This window comes from Flavobacterium sp. PLA-1-15 (assembly GCF_049060005.1).
In the GTDB taxonomy this organism is placed as follows: Bacteria; Bacteroidota; Bacteroidia; order Flavobacteriales; family Flavobacteriaceae; genus Flavobacterium.
The window spans coordinates 1-15339 of record NZ_JBMGQS010000019.1 but is presented as its reverse complement, the minus strand read 5'-3'; the positions used below and the strand labels follow the sequence as shown (position 1 = coordinate 15339).

The window sequence follows — 15339 nt, the reverse complement described above, 5'->3', positions numbered from 1 at the left end:
GTGTTATACAATTATAATTCGCTTTTCAACTTCATTACATAAGAAGCTACCATCCAACGCTCATCCGGAGACAATTGGTTAGCGTGAGATCCCATTGCATTCAAACCGTAAGTTTCAACGTGGAAAACACTTCCTTCTGTAATTACTCTGTCTTTATAGCTAGGAACTCCTAGGAATTTTTCTCTTTTAGATAAATTTCCTTTTCCATCACCTTTTTCTCCGTGGCAAATTGCACAGTAAACACCATACAGTTGAGCACCTTTATCAGAACCTTTAGCAATAGAATCCAAAGGAGACTTTAAATTAGCCTTAGCCAATTCATAACCTTCAGTTGTATTTGGATATTCGTAAGGTACAAATCCTCTTTTAATTGCTCCTTCTGGAACCAATTGTCCTTCTTTTCCATTTCCAAAAGCTGCAGATTCTGAGTAAGTTTCATAACTTACCGACTCATACATATTAGGAAAGTATTGGTAATTAGGACTATTCTTATCGTGACAAGAAGTTATCAGTGCTGATAATCCTAATAAAATCACTATTTTATTTAAGCTTTTCATATCTACTATTAATGCTTTTCGATTACTTTAACTTCAACTGCACCTGTATTCTGGAAAAAAGAAACCAATTCTTCTTCGTTATTGTTTACAGCAACTTCCATCAAGAAATGGTCGTCTGTAGTTCTAACATCAGGATTTTCTGCTTGTTTGAATGGCCATAATCTACTTCTCATATAGAAAGTAATAACCATTAAGTGGGCTGCGAAAAATACTGTCATCTCAAACATTACCGGAACGAATGCAGGCATGTTTTCGATATAACTGAAACTTGGTTTTCCACCAATATCTTGTGGCCAGTCAGAAATCATAATATAATTCATCATCCAAGTAGCGAAAGACAAACCACACAATCCGTATATAAAAGCACATATTGCTAATCGGGTTGGTGCTATTCCCATCGCTTTATCCAATCCGTGAACAGGGAATGGCGTGAAAACTTCTTCAATGTGGTGATGTGCTGCACGTGTTTTCTTTACGGCATCCATCAAAACATCATCATCATTGTAAATAGCGTATATAACTTTATTACTACTCATGGTGTGAATCTTTATTTGCTTCTCTTAATTTTTTATAATTTTCTCCAGATGATTTCAAGATTGTCTTAACCTCTGCTTGTGCAATTACTGGGAACGAACGAGCATAAAGCAAGAACAATACGAAGAAGAAACCAATTGTTCCGATGAATATTCCGATATCTACAAATGTTGGTGAGAACATTGTCCAAGAAGATGGAAGGTAATCTCTGTGTAGAGAAGTAACGATAATTACGAAACGCTCAAACCACATACCGATGTTTACCACAATCGAGATTACGAAAGAGAACATGATACTTGTTCTTAATTTTTTAGACCACATGAACTGAGGAGAGAACACGTTACAGGTCATCATCGCCCAATATGCCCAAGCGTAAGGTCCTGTTGCTCTGTTCAAGAAAGCGTATTGCTCATACTCTACTCCAGAATACCAAGCTACGAATAACTCTGTGATATATGCAACACCTACGATAGATCCCGTAATCATGATTACGATATTCATCAATTCGATGTGTTGGATTGTAATGTAAGCTTCAAGGTTTGAAACTTTTCTCATAATGATAAGCAAGGTATTTACCATCGCAAATCCTGAGAATACCGCTCCAGCAACGAAGTATGGAGGGAATATTGTAGTATGCCATCCTGGAATAACAGAAGTAGCGAAGTCAAAAGATACGATCGTGTGTACAGAAAGTACAAGTGGAGTTGCCAAACCTGCAAGAACCAAAGATACTTCTTCGAAACGTTGCCAGTCTTTTGCTCTACCGCTCCAACCGAAACTTAATATTGAATAAACTCTTTTTGTAAAAGGTGTGATTGCTCTATCTCTAAGCATTGCAAAATCTGGAAGCAAACCTGTCCACCAGAAAACCAATGAAACCGAAAGGTAAGTAGAGATTGCGAATACGTCCCAAAGAAGTGGCGAGTTAAAGTTTACCCATAATGAACCGAATTGGTTTGGTATAGGTAAAACCCAGTATGCTAACCATGGACGTCCCATGTGGATGATAGGGAATAAACCTGCCTGAACTACAGAGAAGATGGTCATCGCTTCCGCAGAACGGTTAATGGCCATTCTCCATTTCTGACGGAATAACAATAATACCGCAGAAATCAAGGTTCCAGCGTGACCGATACCAACCCACCAAACGAAGTTAGTGATATCCCATGCCCAACCAATTGTTTTATTTAATCCCCATGTTCCGATTCCTGTAGATATTGTGTAGATAATACAGCCTAATCCCCATAAAAAGGCGACTAATGCAATAGTAAATACTGTCCACCATTGTTTATTGGCTCTTCCTTCAACAGGTGCAGCGACATCTACTGTTATATCGTGATAAGATTTATCACCAATAACTAAGGGTTTTCTAATGGGTGCTTCGTAGTGAGACGACATAATCCTTTTATATGTTACTTAATTAATTATTTTTTACTATGTATTTCTAACTTTTACTTGGTAGAATACATTAGGTTTTGTTCCAACGTGCTCCAATAAATGGTACATTCTATCGTCTTCTTTCAATGCAACGATAGCATCTTCTTTATCATTCACATCTCCAAATACCATAGCTCCTGAAGAACAAGCTGCAGAACAAGCAACAGCATTATGGAATTCTCCTTTTGCAACTGGTCTTCCTTCGCGTTTAGCCTTAAGGATTACAGCTTGAGTAGATTGGATACAGAAAGAACATTTTTCCATAACCCCTCTTGAACGAACGTTTACATCTGGATTCAATACCATACGACCTAAATCATCGTTCATGTGGTAATCGAATTCACTGTTTTTGTTGTACAAGAACCAGTTGAAACGACGTACTTTATAAGGACAGTTGTTTGCACAATAACGAGTACCAACACATCTGTTGTATGCCATGTGGTTTTGACCTTGACGACCGTGAGAAGTTGCGGCAACTGGACAAACCGTTTCACAAGGAGCGTGGTTACAGTGCTGACACATTACCGGTTGGAAAGCAATTTGAGGATTATCTGAAGGATGTTCCATCTCTCCAAATCCACCTAAAGAACCTTTATCACCAAATAGCCCGTCAAATTCTTCTTTCTTTTTATTATCTCCAGAGAAAGTATCTTCTGAAGAGTAATATCTGTCGATACGCAACCAATGCATATCACGGCTTCTTCTAACCTCTGTCTTACCTACAACCGGAACGTTGTTTTCAGCGTGACAAGCGATAACGCAAGCTCCACAACCAGTACAAGCATTCAAGTCGATAGACAAGTTAAAGTGATGACCTATTGAACGATCAAAAGAAGTCCACAAATCTACATCTTTAGCCTTAACCGGGTTATGATCCAATGAAACCATTGGTGCAATATTCCAGTCTTTTGCTTCTTTTGTATTGAAAACTTCTAAAGTAGTTTCTTTAAGAATATCTCCACGACCCATTAATGTTTTTTGCAACTGAACACAAGCAAACTCGTGATCTCCAGCAACTTTTTCCACCTTAACAGATTGGATATTAGTAAAGTTCTTATATAATGTGTAAGCATTAACACCTACTTGCATTTCTTGTTTTAAAGCCGCCTTTTTACCGTATCCTAATGACAAGCCTAAAGTTCCTACAGCTTGCCCTGGTTGGATGATTACAGGCACTTTTTCTAATGTTGTACCATCAACTACCAAGTTCACATAGCTTCCGTTAAGTCCGCCATTTGCAACATTATAGTTTTCAAGTTTCAAATTCTCAGCATCTGCTCTTGAAACAGTAACATAGTTATCCCAGGAAACTCTTGTGATTGGATCTGGAAACTCTTGCAACCAAGGATTGTTTGCCTGTTGTCCGTCTCCCATTCCTGTTTTAGTATAAAGTACCAACTCTAAACCAGCAACATTTTTTGATTGAGCCAATGCATTTGCAGCACCAGCATAATCAGCCGCCCCTCCAACAGAAGCAGAAACCGCTCCAACAAAAACACCATCATGAACCACTTTGTTCCAAGTAGTACCCACTAGGTAAGAAGCCGCATTAGCTTTTAAATAATCATAATAAGAAGCTGTATTACCAGTCCAAGACAATAAGATATCTTGAAATTGTTTAGTTTCAGCAAATAAAGGACGAATCGTTGGTTGCGTCAATGAATAAGTTCCTTTTGTAAGAGAAACATCATTCCAATCTTCCAAGTAATGAGTCGTTCCAAGTGCGATATTAGAAACCAAAGCCGTTTCGTCTTCCTTCAAGGAAACTGTCACAGAAAGCTTTACTTTTTTCAAAGCATCTGTAAATTCTTTAGCATTTGGTAAAGAATAAGCAGGATTAACACCACTCATGATCAATGTATGAACACTTCCAGCTTTCATATCATTTACCAACTGAGCAACTTTTGCACTTGATCCTTTTCTAATTTGTCTTGTTCCTGAAGTTGTAAAAGCCTCGCTAGACAATGCACTATTGATTGCAAAAACCAATAATTGAGCATTTTTGTCTTCGATTCCAGAAACTAAAACTCCTTTAGAACCAGCTGCTTTTAATTGTTGAGCTGCTTTAGTAACTTCAGCATCAAATTTTCCAAGATTTACAGAAACAGAAGCACCTGTTACGATATTGTATATTTTCACCAATGCTTGTTTTTGAAAAGCCGTAGTCATAGGAATACGCTTATCAGCCGCAGCACCAGACAAAGTCATATTTGATTCGATTTGGATATGCTTAGACATCACACCGTTTTTAGGCACTCTACCTTTTGCATAACCTGAATCATAACTTCCACCTTGCCAATCTCCTAAGAAATCAGCTCCAACAGAAACGATTGTTCCCGCTTTTGAGAAATCATAATCAACCAAAGCTCTTTCTCCATAAACCATTTCGAAAGCATCCAAAGCTTCTGATGAAGAAACTGCGTCATACACTACGTGTTTAGCGGTTGGATTAGCCGCAATAAATTCACCGATCAATTTCTCTGTAGATGGACTTGCAAGCGTATTGGTCAACAAAACAACTTGTCCGCCTTTTGCTTTAGCATCAGCAAGACTCGCTTTAACTTTTGAATCCACTTCGCTCCAAGTTGCCGTTTTACCAGCAATTTTTGGTTGCTTCAAACGCATACTGTCATACAAAGACAGGATAGACGCGTGAACTCTTGCATTTGCTGAAAATTTAGCTCCAACTACTGTATTATTTTCAATTTTGATAGGACGGCCTTCTCTTGTTTTTACTAACAAATTAGCAAAATCAAAACCATCAAAAATGGTAGTGGCATAATAATCTGCAACTCCAGGAATGATTTGCTCTGGCTGAACTACATAAGGAATAGACTTGATAACCGGACCTTCGCAAGCCACAAGCGATGCTGCAGCAGTACTAAATCCTACGTACTTTAAGAAATCACGACGAGTTGTTGATGAAGCAGATAAAGCAGCTTCGTCTCCCAGAAATTCATCCGTAGGAATAGCTTCAACAAATTCGTTATTTCTTAACGTCTCAACAATAGAACTATTTTCGTTTAGTTCCTCAACACTTTTCCAGTATTTTTTGTTTGATGACATCTTATATAAATATTAGCTTCTTAATTATTTTCTTTACTTGTTTCTGACTATTGTTTTTTAAACAATATTAATAGTGACATTTTCCACACTCTAAACCACCCATATCAGCAGCCGTAAGTTTGTTTTTGCCATATTTTTTAGCAAGTTCTTCGTGAATTTTTGTGTAGTATTCGTTTCCTTCCATCTTCACATCTGTCTCACGGTGACAGTCAACACACCATCCCATCGTTAATGGAGCGAATTGCTTCATCACTTCATAAGTTTCAACAGGACCGTGACATTTTTGACATTCAAGACCTGCAACAGAAACGTGCTGAGAGTGGTTGAAGTAAGCAAAATCAGGAAGATTATGAATACGAACCCATTTCACTGGTTTCGTTTTACCTGTATATTTTTGAGTGTTTTTATCCCAACCTACAGCGTCATATAATTTTTGAATTTCAGCAGTGTAGAATTCTTTGCTGTATTCAACATAAGTAGAATCTTTATCACCTTGGAATTCAGAAATATTCTTATGACAGTTCATACAAACATTTAAAGAAGGAATTCCAGCAGTTTTACTTGTTCTTGCAGATGAGTGACAGTATTTGCAATCAATACCGTTATCACCAGCGTGAATTTTGTGCGAATAGTGGATTGGCTGGATTGGAGCATAATTCTGATCAATACCTACCTGCATAAAGAATCCATATACAAAATAAGCACTTGACAACAACAACAAGATTGCAGTCACCAATACCAAGAATTGATTTTTAGCGTATGCTTTCCAGATTGGCATTGTAGCTTCTTTTTGAGCAACTTCAATTCCATTTGATTTAGCAATCTTATTAAGAACATTACGAACCAAGAACAACATTACAACCAACATTGCCATCACAAGCACCAAAGCACCTAGAATGATATTGTTTGAGATTCCCGAATCTGATGAACCACCCGTTGCAGTAGCACCCGCTGGTTTTTCTACAGCCGGAGCAACTTCAGATGTATAAGCCAAGATATTATCTATATCAGCATCTGACAATTGAGGAAAAGAAGTCATCACCGACTTATTGTTTTCTTCAAAGATTTTCTTAGCCGTTGCATCTCCAGATTTAATCAAGCCTTGGCTATCTTTAATCCATTTATGCAACCAAGCTTTGTCGTACTTATCAGCAACACCTCTCAAAGCAGGACCCGTCATTTTAGCATCAAGCTTGTGACAAGCAGCACAGTTTGAATTAAACAATGCTTTTCCCGCAGCAGCATCACCAGCCGCAGCTGGAGCAGCAGCAGTTTCTGCAACCGGAGCAGCAGGAGCGTCTTGAGAAAATGATTTAACGGAAATCGTTAGCATTAAAGCTAAACTAAACAGTAGAATTCTTGAAATCGAATTATGGTTACCCACTTTTTTCATATTTTAAATGATTATCGACTAATTTTGGTATGATTTTTTCTGTTTGAAAAACAGAGAAAACCTTATAGGTCATTTATAATTTGCACAAAAATACGATTTATGAACTATTCTCAAAACCCTAAATATATCTTAATTCTTAATTTATATCTATTCTAAATAATTTTATTCTTCTGTTTAATTGTATATATACTACATTTGTTTAAAATACACCACTTTATGAAAAAAATCGGATTAAATTATTTCACTTTTGCATTATTCTCTACAACCATTTTCTCATTAAATTCAAATGCTCAGAATGAGAAAATTACAGTAACACAAGATTCAAAATTTGAGAGTTTATTAAGTGAAAAAAGACGCATAAATTCATCCATAACTATAAATGATCGATACAAAATTCAGATTTTTAATGGCGATAGCGAAAATTCCAAAAAAACGTTAAATGAATTCAAGAAGGAATTCAAGAATCTTGACGCAACCCTAATTTTCAACACTCCTTACTACAAAGTATGGGTAGGCAATTTTAAAACCAAAATTGAAGCCGAAAGAAACCTTATTGCTTTGCAAAAAAGGTATCCAAACGCTCTCCTGATAAAACCTAACAAATAGGCATAAAAAAATCCCGATCGAAATCGGGATTTTTTATTTATATAAACTTACTATTTAAGCTTTTTCTTCACAGCCACTTCCTGGAATGCTTCGATGACATCATATTGCTCGATATCATTATATCCTTTGATTTGCATACCACAGTCATAACCTTTAGAAACTTCCTTCACATCGTCTTTAAAACGTTTCAAGGCAACCAATTCACCAGTATGGATAACCACTCCGGCTCTGATCAAACGGATTCTAGAAGAACGGAATATTTTTCCATCGGTAACCATACAACCTGCGATTGAACCCACTTTCGAGATTTTGAAAATCTCACGAATTTCTGCCGTTCCTGTGATTTCTTCCTTCATTTCTGGAGAAAGCATTCCTTCCATTGCATCTTTCAAGTCGTCGATTGCATCATAGATGATTGAGTAGTTACGAATATCGATTTCTTCTTTATCTGCCAACGCTTTTGCATTTACAGCAGGACGAACATTAAATCCGATGATGATCGCATCAGAAGCAGAAGCCAAGTTGACATCAGTTTCTGTTATAGCCCCAACACCTTTGTGGATGATCTTGATTTCGATTTCCTCAGTAGATAATTTAGAGAACGAATCCGCCAATGCTTCAACCGAACCATCCACATCACCCTTGATGATGATGTTCAATTCTTTAAACTGTCCAAGAGCAATTCTACGTCCAAGTTCCGCAAGTGTCGTGTGTTTCTTAGTTCTTGCCGATTGCTCGCGGATTAATTGCGTACGTTTTGCAGCAATTTGTTTCGCTTCTCTTTCGTCTTCAAAAACGTTGAATTTATCACCCGCAGTTGGTGCTCCATCCAATCCAAGGATTGAAATTGGCGTTGATGGACCTGCTTCTTTGATTGAGTTTCCTCTTTCATCGTGCATTGCCTTAATCTTACCGTGGTTTTTACCTGCTAAAACGTAGTCACCTACTTTTAAAGTTCCTGCTTGAACCAATATTGTTGTAACATAACCTCTACCTTTATCCAATTGCGCTTCCACAACAGTACCAACAGCTGGTTTCGTAGGGTTTGCTTTCAAGTCAAGGATTTCAGCTTCTAATAAAACTTTCTCTAGAAGATCTTTCACACCTGTTCCTACTTTAGCAGAAATATCATGTGATTGGTATTTTCCGCCCCAATCTTCAACAAGTAAATTCATACCCGCCAATTGTTCTTTAATTTTCTCTGGATTCGCAGCTGGCTTATCCACTTTATTGATTGCAAAAATCATTGGAACATTCGCAGCTTGTGCATGCGAAATTGCTTCTTTTGTCTGAGGCATGATATCATCATCCGCAGCAGCAACGATGATTGCAATATCGGTAACTTGAGCTCCACGAGCACGCATCGCGGTAAACGCTTCGTGACCTGGAGTATCCAAGAATGTAATTTTTTGACCGTTATCCAAAGTCACAGCATAAGCTCCGATGTGTTGCGTGATACCTCCCGATTCACCAGCGATAACATTCTCTTTACGGATGTAATCCAAAAGCGATGTCTTACCGTGATCGACGTGACCCATTACCGTTACAATCGGCGCTCTAGACACTAGATCTTCTTCTCTATCTTCGATGATTTCTTGAGCTTCTTCAATATCAGTAGTGATAAATTCTACTTCATATCCAAATTCATCAGCAACGATAGACAATGTTTCAGCATCAAGACGCTGGTTCATGGTAACCATGATTCCAAGTGACATACAAGTTCCGATTACTTTCGTAATTGGCACATCCATCATCGTAGCGATTTCACCAACGGTAACGAATTCTGTTACTTTGATTGTTTTGCTTCCTTCTTCGATGGCTCTTTGCTCATCATCCGATTTCTGACGGTGCGTATCTCTTTTATCCCTTCTGTATTTGGCCGCTTTTGATTTACCGCCTTTACCTTGAAGTTTTTCAAGGGTTTCACGAATTTGATTTTTAACTTCTTCTTCCGTAGGCTCCACTTTTGCCACAATTGCCGGACGATTTCCTTTTACGAAACCTGGTCGAGCACTTCTGTTTGCATTGTTTCCACCTGCTCCTGGAGCATTTGGACGGATAATATTTCCTGGCGTTGCAGTTCCACCTGTTTGACCCGGTGCTCCTGGTTTTCCTGGAATTCTTTTTCTCTTATTCTTGTTATTATTGTTCGCGCCTGCGGCACCTGGAGCACCCGGTTTGTTTGGAACAATTTTAGGCTCCTCTTTTTTCTTCTTAGGCTTATTGAATTGAGATAAATCAATTGTTTTTCCTGTAAAAGTAGTTCCTGATAATTGAACATATTGTGTTGTGATGGCCTCATCAGCTGGTTGTTCTGGCGTTGCAGCAGGTTCTGCTTTTGTCGCTTCTTCCTTAGCAACCGGAGTTGCTTTCGGTTCAACTTTTTCTGTTTTTTCTACTTTTTGTTCCGCTACAACAGGCTTCTCTTTGGGAGCTTCTTGCTGAACTTGTTTTTCAGCTACAACTTCAGGTGCTTTTTGTACTGGAGGAGTTTCAACAGGTTTTGCTGGAGCAACTGGCTCTTCTGCTTTTGCAACTGGTGCTGTTGCAGGTTTTTTAGGATTCAGATCAATAGTTCCCACTTGTTTAGGACCAGAAACCGTAGCTTTCGCCTTGATTACTTCTTGTTGTCTTGCACGTTCTTCGTCCTGCTTGCGTTTGTCTTCGATTTCTTTTTCTCTTTCGATACGCAAAGCTTCTTTTTCTTTTCTCTTCTCTTCACTTACTTCCAGTGAAGCTTCCTTTTTCCCCTTATCGCCAGCAAATTGATTTTGCAGGATACCATATTCCGCATCAGAAATTTTGGCGTTTGGATTTGCATCAATGGCAATTCCCTTATCTTTCAGATAATCAACGGCTCTTTCTAACGAAATATTGAATTCCCTTAAAACCTTGTTTATTCTTATTACTCTCTCTTCAGACATAAAAACTTTTTATTATTACCTATTTTGTTGTGTTGTTGTAAGAAGAGTTAATTAGGCATTAAACTCTTCATTTAATATTCTCATCACATCAAGAATCGTTTCCTCTTCAAGATCTGTTCTTCTTACTAAATCGTTAACATCTTGCTTTAAGATGCTTCTTGCCGTATCCAAACCAATTTTAGCAAATTCTTCAATAACCCAAGCTTCAATTTCATCTGAGAATTCTGTTAATTCAACATCATCTTCTTCTTCCGCGATGTTTCCTTCTCTGATTACATCTAGCTCATATCCTGTTAATTGACCGGCCAATTTAATGTTATGACCTCCTCTACCAATTGCTTTCGATACTTCTTCTAATTTCAAAAACACTTCCGCTCTTTTGTTTTCTTCATCGATTTTGATGGAAGATACTTTTGCAGGACTCAATGCTCTTGTAATATACAATTGAGCATTTGTTGTGTAATTGATTACGTCGATATTTTCGTTTCCTAATTCACGTACAATTCCGTGAATACGCGAACCTTTCATACCTACGCAAGCTCCAACTGGATCAATTCTATCGTCATAAGAATCTACGGCTACTTTTGCTTTTTCACCTGGAATTCTCACTACATTCTTAACCATAATCAAACCGTCGAAAACCTCTGGAATTTCTTGCTCGAACAATTTCTCTAAAAACTTCTCAGAAGTTCTAGACATAATAATTTGAGGCTTGTTTCCTTTCAATTCAACGTTTTCAATGATTCCTCTAACATTATCTCCTTTACGGAAAAAGTCAGATGGGATTTGTTTTTCTTTTGGAAGAACAATCTCATTTCCTTCATCATCCACCAAAATTACAACTCTTGGACGAACGTGGTGCACTTCTGCAGTATAAATTTCACCAATTAAATCTTTAAATTGCTTGTAAAGATTTGTATTATCGTGTTCGTGGATTTTAGAAATAAGGTTTTGACGCAAGGCCAAAATAGCTCTTCTTCCTAAATCAATTAGTTTTACTTCTTCTGAAACCTCTTCTCCGATTTCAAAATCTGGTTCAATTTTTCTAGCTTCCGTTAAGGTAATTTCTAGGTGATCCAAATCCAGGTCATCATCCGCCACAATCACTCTTCTCTGCCAGATTTCCATATCTCCTTTATCAGGATTGATGATGATGTCAAAATTATCATCAGAACCAAATTTCTTTTTCAATGCATTTCTAAATACATCTTCCAAGATTGCCATAAGCGTTACACGATCAATGAGCTTGTCATCTTTAAACTCTGAAAATGAATCGATTAATGCTAAATTTTCCATAATTAAAATATTACTGTAACAATTGCTTCTTTTATATCTGTGTATGGAATTTCCTGTCTTTTCTGAACAGTTTCCTTACCTTTTCCTAATTTTTTAGGTTCTCTCGCTTCCCATGCCAATGTGATGAATTCATCATTAGCGTCTACCAATTCTGCTTCAATTGTTGATTCGGCCAACTTTACAATCAACATCCGTCCAATATTTTTTTTGTATTGGCGAACGATCTTCAAAGGCGAACCCACTCCAACCGAAGCTACTTCTAGAGAAAAATCCTGTTCTTCTCTATCCAAATTATGTTCTATTGAACGGCTAACATCAATGCAATCTTGCAATTGCACTCCATTATCACCATCTAAAGTTACGATAATTTTGAATGCATCCGTAATGGTCATATCAATTAGAAAGATAGACGGTTTTTCTTTTAAACCCTCATTTAATAAATCGCTAACTTTTTCTTTGAATGTCATAATTTTATAAAAAGAGGGAAGCATTGCTTCCCTCATTATTCAATTTTTAGTAAATAACGGTGCAAATATAGTGATTTTTTTATAAATCAAAAATCATTGTTTAATCTTAAAATATTCATACCTTTAATACATCAAAAGAAAACAATTAAAATACCAACCTTTATTCCTTTTTTATGAAACGAATTTTAGTACCCACAGACTTTTCTGAACACGCTGAATACGCACTTAAAGTAGCTGCTCAAATTGCTAAAAAAAACAATAGCGAAATACTTCTATTAAACCTTCTTGATTTGCCAACCCACATGAGCGATGCCGTGAGTAGTGGCGTAAACATTCCTGAAGTAATGTTGTTTTTAAGAAAAACCAACGAAAGGCTTGATGACCTTAAAGAAGAAAGCTACTTAGATGGACTTACTGTTTCTGCCGAAGCCAGAATAGAAAAAGCTTTTGAAGGAATTTACACTTATAGTAAAGAACACAGCGTAGATTTAATCGTAATGGGATCTCATGGTTCTTCTGGTTTCCAAGAAATGTTTATCGGATCTAATACAGAAAAAGTAGTTCGCGCTTCAGATATTCCTGTTTTGGTAATCAAAAATGAAATTAACGAATTTAAAGCCGAAAACTTTGTATTTGCTTCTGATTTTTCTGGAGAGATTAAAAAACCATTTCAAAAGCTAGTTGATTTTGCTAATTTGTTTAATGCAAATTTAAATTTGGTAATGATCAACACACCAAACAGCTTCAAAACAACTATTACGGCCGAGAGAATCATGAATGATTTTGTAAAGAATTTCTCAATCAACAATTACTCATTAAACATTTATAATGATGCTAATATCGAAAAAGGAATCATCAATTATTCTAACAGTGTTGACGCAGATTTAATCGGAATGTGCACACACGGAAGAACAGGTTTGGCACATTTTTTCAACGGAAGTATCAGTGAAGATATTGTAAACCACGCAATAAGACCTGTGATTACTTTCAAGATTTAAGCTCTAAAATTTAAGTTTATTGCATAAAAAAACCTCTCAATTTCTTGAGAGGTTTTTTGTTGGTCTACTAGGACTCGAACCTAGAAAGACTGCACCAAAAACAGTTGTGTTACCATTACACCATAGACCAGCTTGCTTATTGCGAGTGCAAATTTAAAACAAAAATCAGTTCTCGCAAATTTTTTTACAAAAAAAATTAAAAAATATTTTTTATCATTCCATTAAGCAAAAAAGGGTTTTCTTTGTATTCGGATAAATAAAAACAAATCATTACGTAAATATGATGACATTTAACTTTAAAAAATGGAACACAATTTTAGGATGGACTGCTTTTGCAATTGCATTAGCAACCTATACACTAACTGTTGAACCAACTTTAAGTTTTTGGGACTGTGGAGAATATATTGCAACTTCCGCTAAATTAGAAGTAGGACATCCGCCTGGTGCACCTTTATATCAAATGATAGGAGCCTTCTTTGCAATGTTTGCATTGGAACCTTCTCAGGTAGCTTTGATGGTAAATATGATGTCGGTTTTTTCGAGTGCTTTTACCATTTTATTTATGTTTTGGTCGATGACCATTTTATTAAAAAAGCTGATTTCACAATTTTCTGAAGTCGATAACAGCAATGCAGTTGTAATATTAGGAAGTGCATTTGTAGGTTCTTTGGCTTACACTTTCTCCGATAGCTTTTGGTTTAATGCAGTTGAGGCCGAAGTTTATTCGATGGCATCTCTATTTATTGCTGTTTTGTTCTGGCTTGGATTACGTTGGGAACAAGACATGTTTACACCAAGAGGAAACAGATGGTTGCTTATAATATCACTTGTAATTGGATTGTCGTTTGGAGTCCACTTCATGGCTTTGCTGACCATTCCATCCATCGGATTTTTATACTACTTTAAGCATTACAACAAAATTACCGTAAAAAACTTCATCATTGCCAACATCGTTGTGGTATCGGTGTTGCTATTTATCTTCAAATTATTATTACCATTGACAATGGCATTGTTTGGTAAAACAGAAGTTTTTATGGTAAACAGCATCGGATTACCATTTGATTCTGGAACCATTTTCGTGGCATTATTACTAGTTGCTTTCTTTTATTTTGGTTTAAAGTACACTAGAACTAAAGGATATGTACAAATCAACACTTTAATATTAAGTATCCTGTTTATTCTTATTGGTTTCTCTACTTGGATGATGTTGCCTATCCGTGCGAATGCCAATACGGTAATTAACGAAAATAGACCATCAGATGCACGTGAAGTTTTGGCTTATTATAATAGAGAACAATACGGTGTAAATCCTTTGTTCTACGGACCTCAATTTACAGATACTTATGCTGGGTTGGATCCAGACACACCTTATTTGGACAAGGCTCCTAACTATGAAAGAGATTACAAGACTGGAAAATATGTCATCGTAAACAATTATAAAAATGCTGAGCAAAACAGCGACGACAAGCAAAAAGGCTATCTTCCTAGAATGTGGAGCGTAGATCATGCCACCAACTATATGACGTTTACAAAGCCGGTTGAATTCAGAATCAATCCGGAATATGCACACGAAAAAGAACTGGTTCAGATTATTGCTGAGTTCAGAAAGGCATTCAATCAAAGAGAAATTGATCTCGATGGCTACCATAAGTTCCTAAAAAGCTATGGCGAATACCTCATCATTGAAAAACCAACAATGAGCGATAATTTAGGATTTATGTTTGAATACCAATTCGGATATATGTATTGGAGGTACTTGATGTGGAATTTTGCCGGAAGACAAAACGACAATCAAGGAAAATACGACAACCTTGACGGGAACTGGATGAGCGGTATTAAATTTATTGATGAAGCAAGATTAGGCTCCCAAGAAAACCTTCCTTCGGATGTTTTAAACAACAAAGGACGAAACTTCTACTTCTTCTTGCCATTCATTCTTGGCGTGATCGGATTGATTTACCATGCAAATAAAGATTTGAAAAGCTTTTATGTGTTGCTTGTTCTATTCTTATTTACCGGATTAGCGTTGAAAATTTACCTTAATGAAAGACCTTTTGAGCC

General features: G+C 36.8%; 11 protein-coding genes and 1 tRNA gene. 3 read left to right on the top strand and 9 right to left on the bottom strand.

The annotated features are described in order from the left end of the window. Window positions 1–11: 11 nt before the first annotated feature. From ACI6PS_RS11365 to ACI6PS_RS11345, 5 genes are all read right to left on the bottom strand, one after another. A complete protein-coding gene (locus ACI6PS_RS11365) occupies window positions 12–557 on the bottom strand; it encodes a c-type cytochrome (protein ID WP_421012689.1) in 546 nt (181 codons plus the stop codon). Window positions 558–565: 8 nt separating this feature from the next. Further along, complete coding sequence (locus tag ACI6PS_RS11360; RefSeq protein ID WP_421012688.1) at window positions 566–1093, bottom strand: DUF3341 domain-containing protein; 528 nt, start codon at window positions 1091–1093, stop codon at window positions 566–568. Beyond that, window positions 1086–2489: an NrfD/PsrC family molybdoenzyme membrane anchor subunit gene (nrfD, locus tag ACI6PS_RS11355; protein WP_421012687.1), complete on the bottom strand. Its 1404-nt coding sequence runs from the start codon at window positions 2487–2489 to the stop codon at window positions 1086–1088. The genes ACI6PS_RS11360 and nrfD overlap by 8 nt, the downstream gene beginning before the upstream one ends. Window positions 2490–2525: 36 nt before the next feature. Next, on the bottom strand, window positions 2526–5594 hold the full coding sequence (locus tag ACI6PS_RS11350) for a TAT-variant-translocated molybdopterin oxidoreductase (protein WP_421012686.1): 3069 nt from the start codon (window positions 5592–5594) through the stop codon (window positions 2526–2528). A 67-nt stretch (window positions 5595–5661) separates the two neighbouring features. Further along, window positions 5662–6987 (bottom strand): c-type cytochrome, encoded by a 1326-nt coding sequence (locus ACI6PS_RS11345; RefSeq protein ID WP_421012685.1) that lies wholly within the window; start codon window positions 6985–6987, stop codon window positions 5662–5664. Between the two features lie 216 nt (window positions 6988–7203). Here ACI6PS_RS11345 and ACI6PS_RS11340 point away from each other — a divergent pair, with 216 nt between their 5' ends. Then, window positions 7204–7593 (top strand): SPOR domain-containing protein, encoded by a 390-nt coding sequence (locus tag ACI6PS_RS11340; RefSeq protein ID WP_421012684.1) that lies wholly within the window; start codon window positions 7204–7206, stop codon window positions 7591–7593. A gap of 50 nt (window positions 7594–7643) precedes the next feature. Here ACI6PS_RS11340 and infB read toward each other — a convergent pair whose 3' ends face one another. Genes infB through rimP form a run of 3 tightly spaced genes read right to left on the bottom strand, consistent with a single transcriptional unit; the run spans window position 7644 to window position 12280 of the window. Next, window positions 7644–10517: a translation initiation factor IF-2 gene (infB, locus tag ACI6PS_RS11335; RefSeq protein ID WP_421012683.1), complete on the bottom strand. Its 2874-nt coding sequence runs from the start codon at window positions 10515–10517 to the stop codon at window positions 7644–7646. 51 nt (window positions 10518–10568) lie between these two features. Further along, window positions 10569–11813 (bottom strand): transcription termination factor NusA, encoded by a 1245-nt coding sequence (gene nusA / locus ACI6PS_RS11330; RefSeq protein WP_421012682.1) that lies wholly within the window; start codon window positions 11811–11813, stop codon window positions 10569–10571. Between the two features lie 2 nt (window positions 11814–11815). Continuing rightward, entirely contained in the window at window positions 11816–12280 is a 465-nt protein-coding gene (gene rimP / locus ACI6PS_RS11325; RefSeq protein WP_421012681.1) for a ribosome assembly cofactor RimP, read from the bottom strand. A 173-nt stretch (window positions 12281–12453) separates the two neighbouring features. Here rimP and ACI6PS_RS11320 point away from each other — a divergent pair, with 173 nt between their 5' ends. Further along, window positions 12454–13278: a universal stress protein gene (locus ACI6PS_RS11320; protein WP_421012680.1), complete on the top strand. Its 825-nt coding sequence runs from the start codon at window positions 12454–12456 to the stop codon at window positions 13276–13278. A gap of 59 nt (window positions 13279–13337) precedes the next feature. On the opposite strand, the gene ACI6PS_RS11315 is transcribed toward ACI6PS_RS11320, so the two are convergent. Beyond that, window positions 13338–13408 (bottom strand) — tRNA-Gln (locus ACI6PS_RS11315). A 150-nt stretch (window positions 13409–13558) separates the two neighbouring features. On the opposite strand from ACI6PS_RS11315, the gene ACI6PS_RS11310 reads away from it, so the two are divergent. Beyond that, a partial coding sequence (locus ACI6PS_RS11310; protein ID WP_421012679.1) for a DUF2723 domain-containing protein occupies window positions 13559–15339 on the top strand: 1781 nt, incomplete at its 3' end.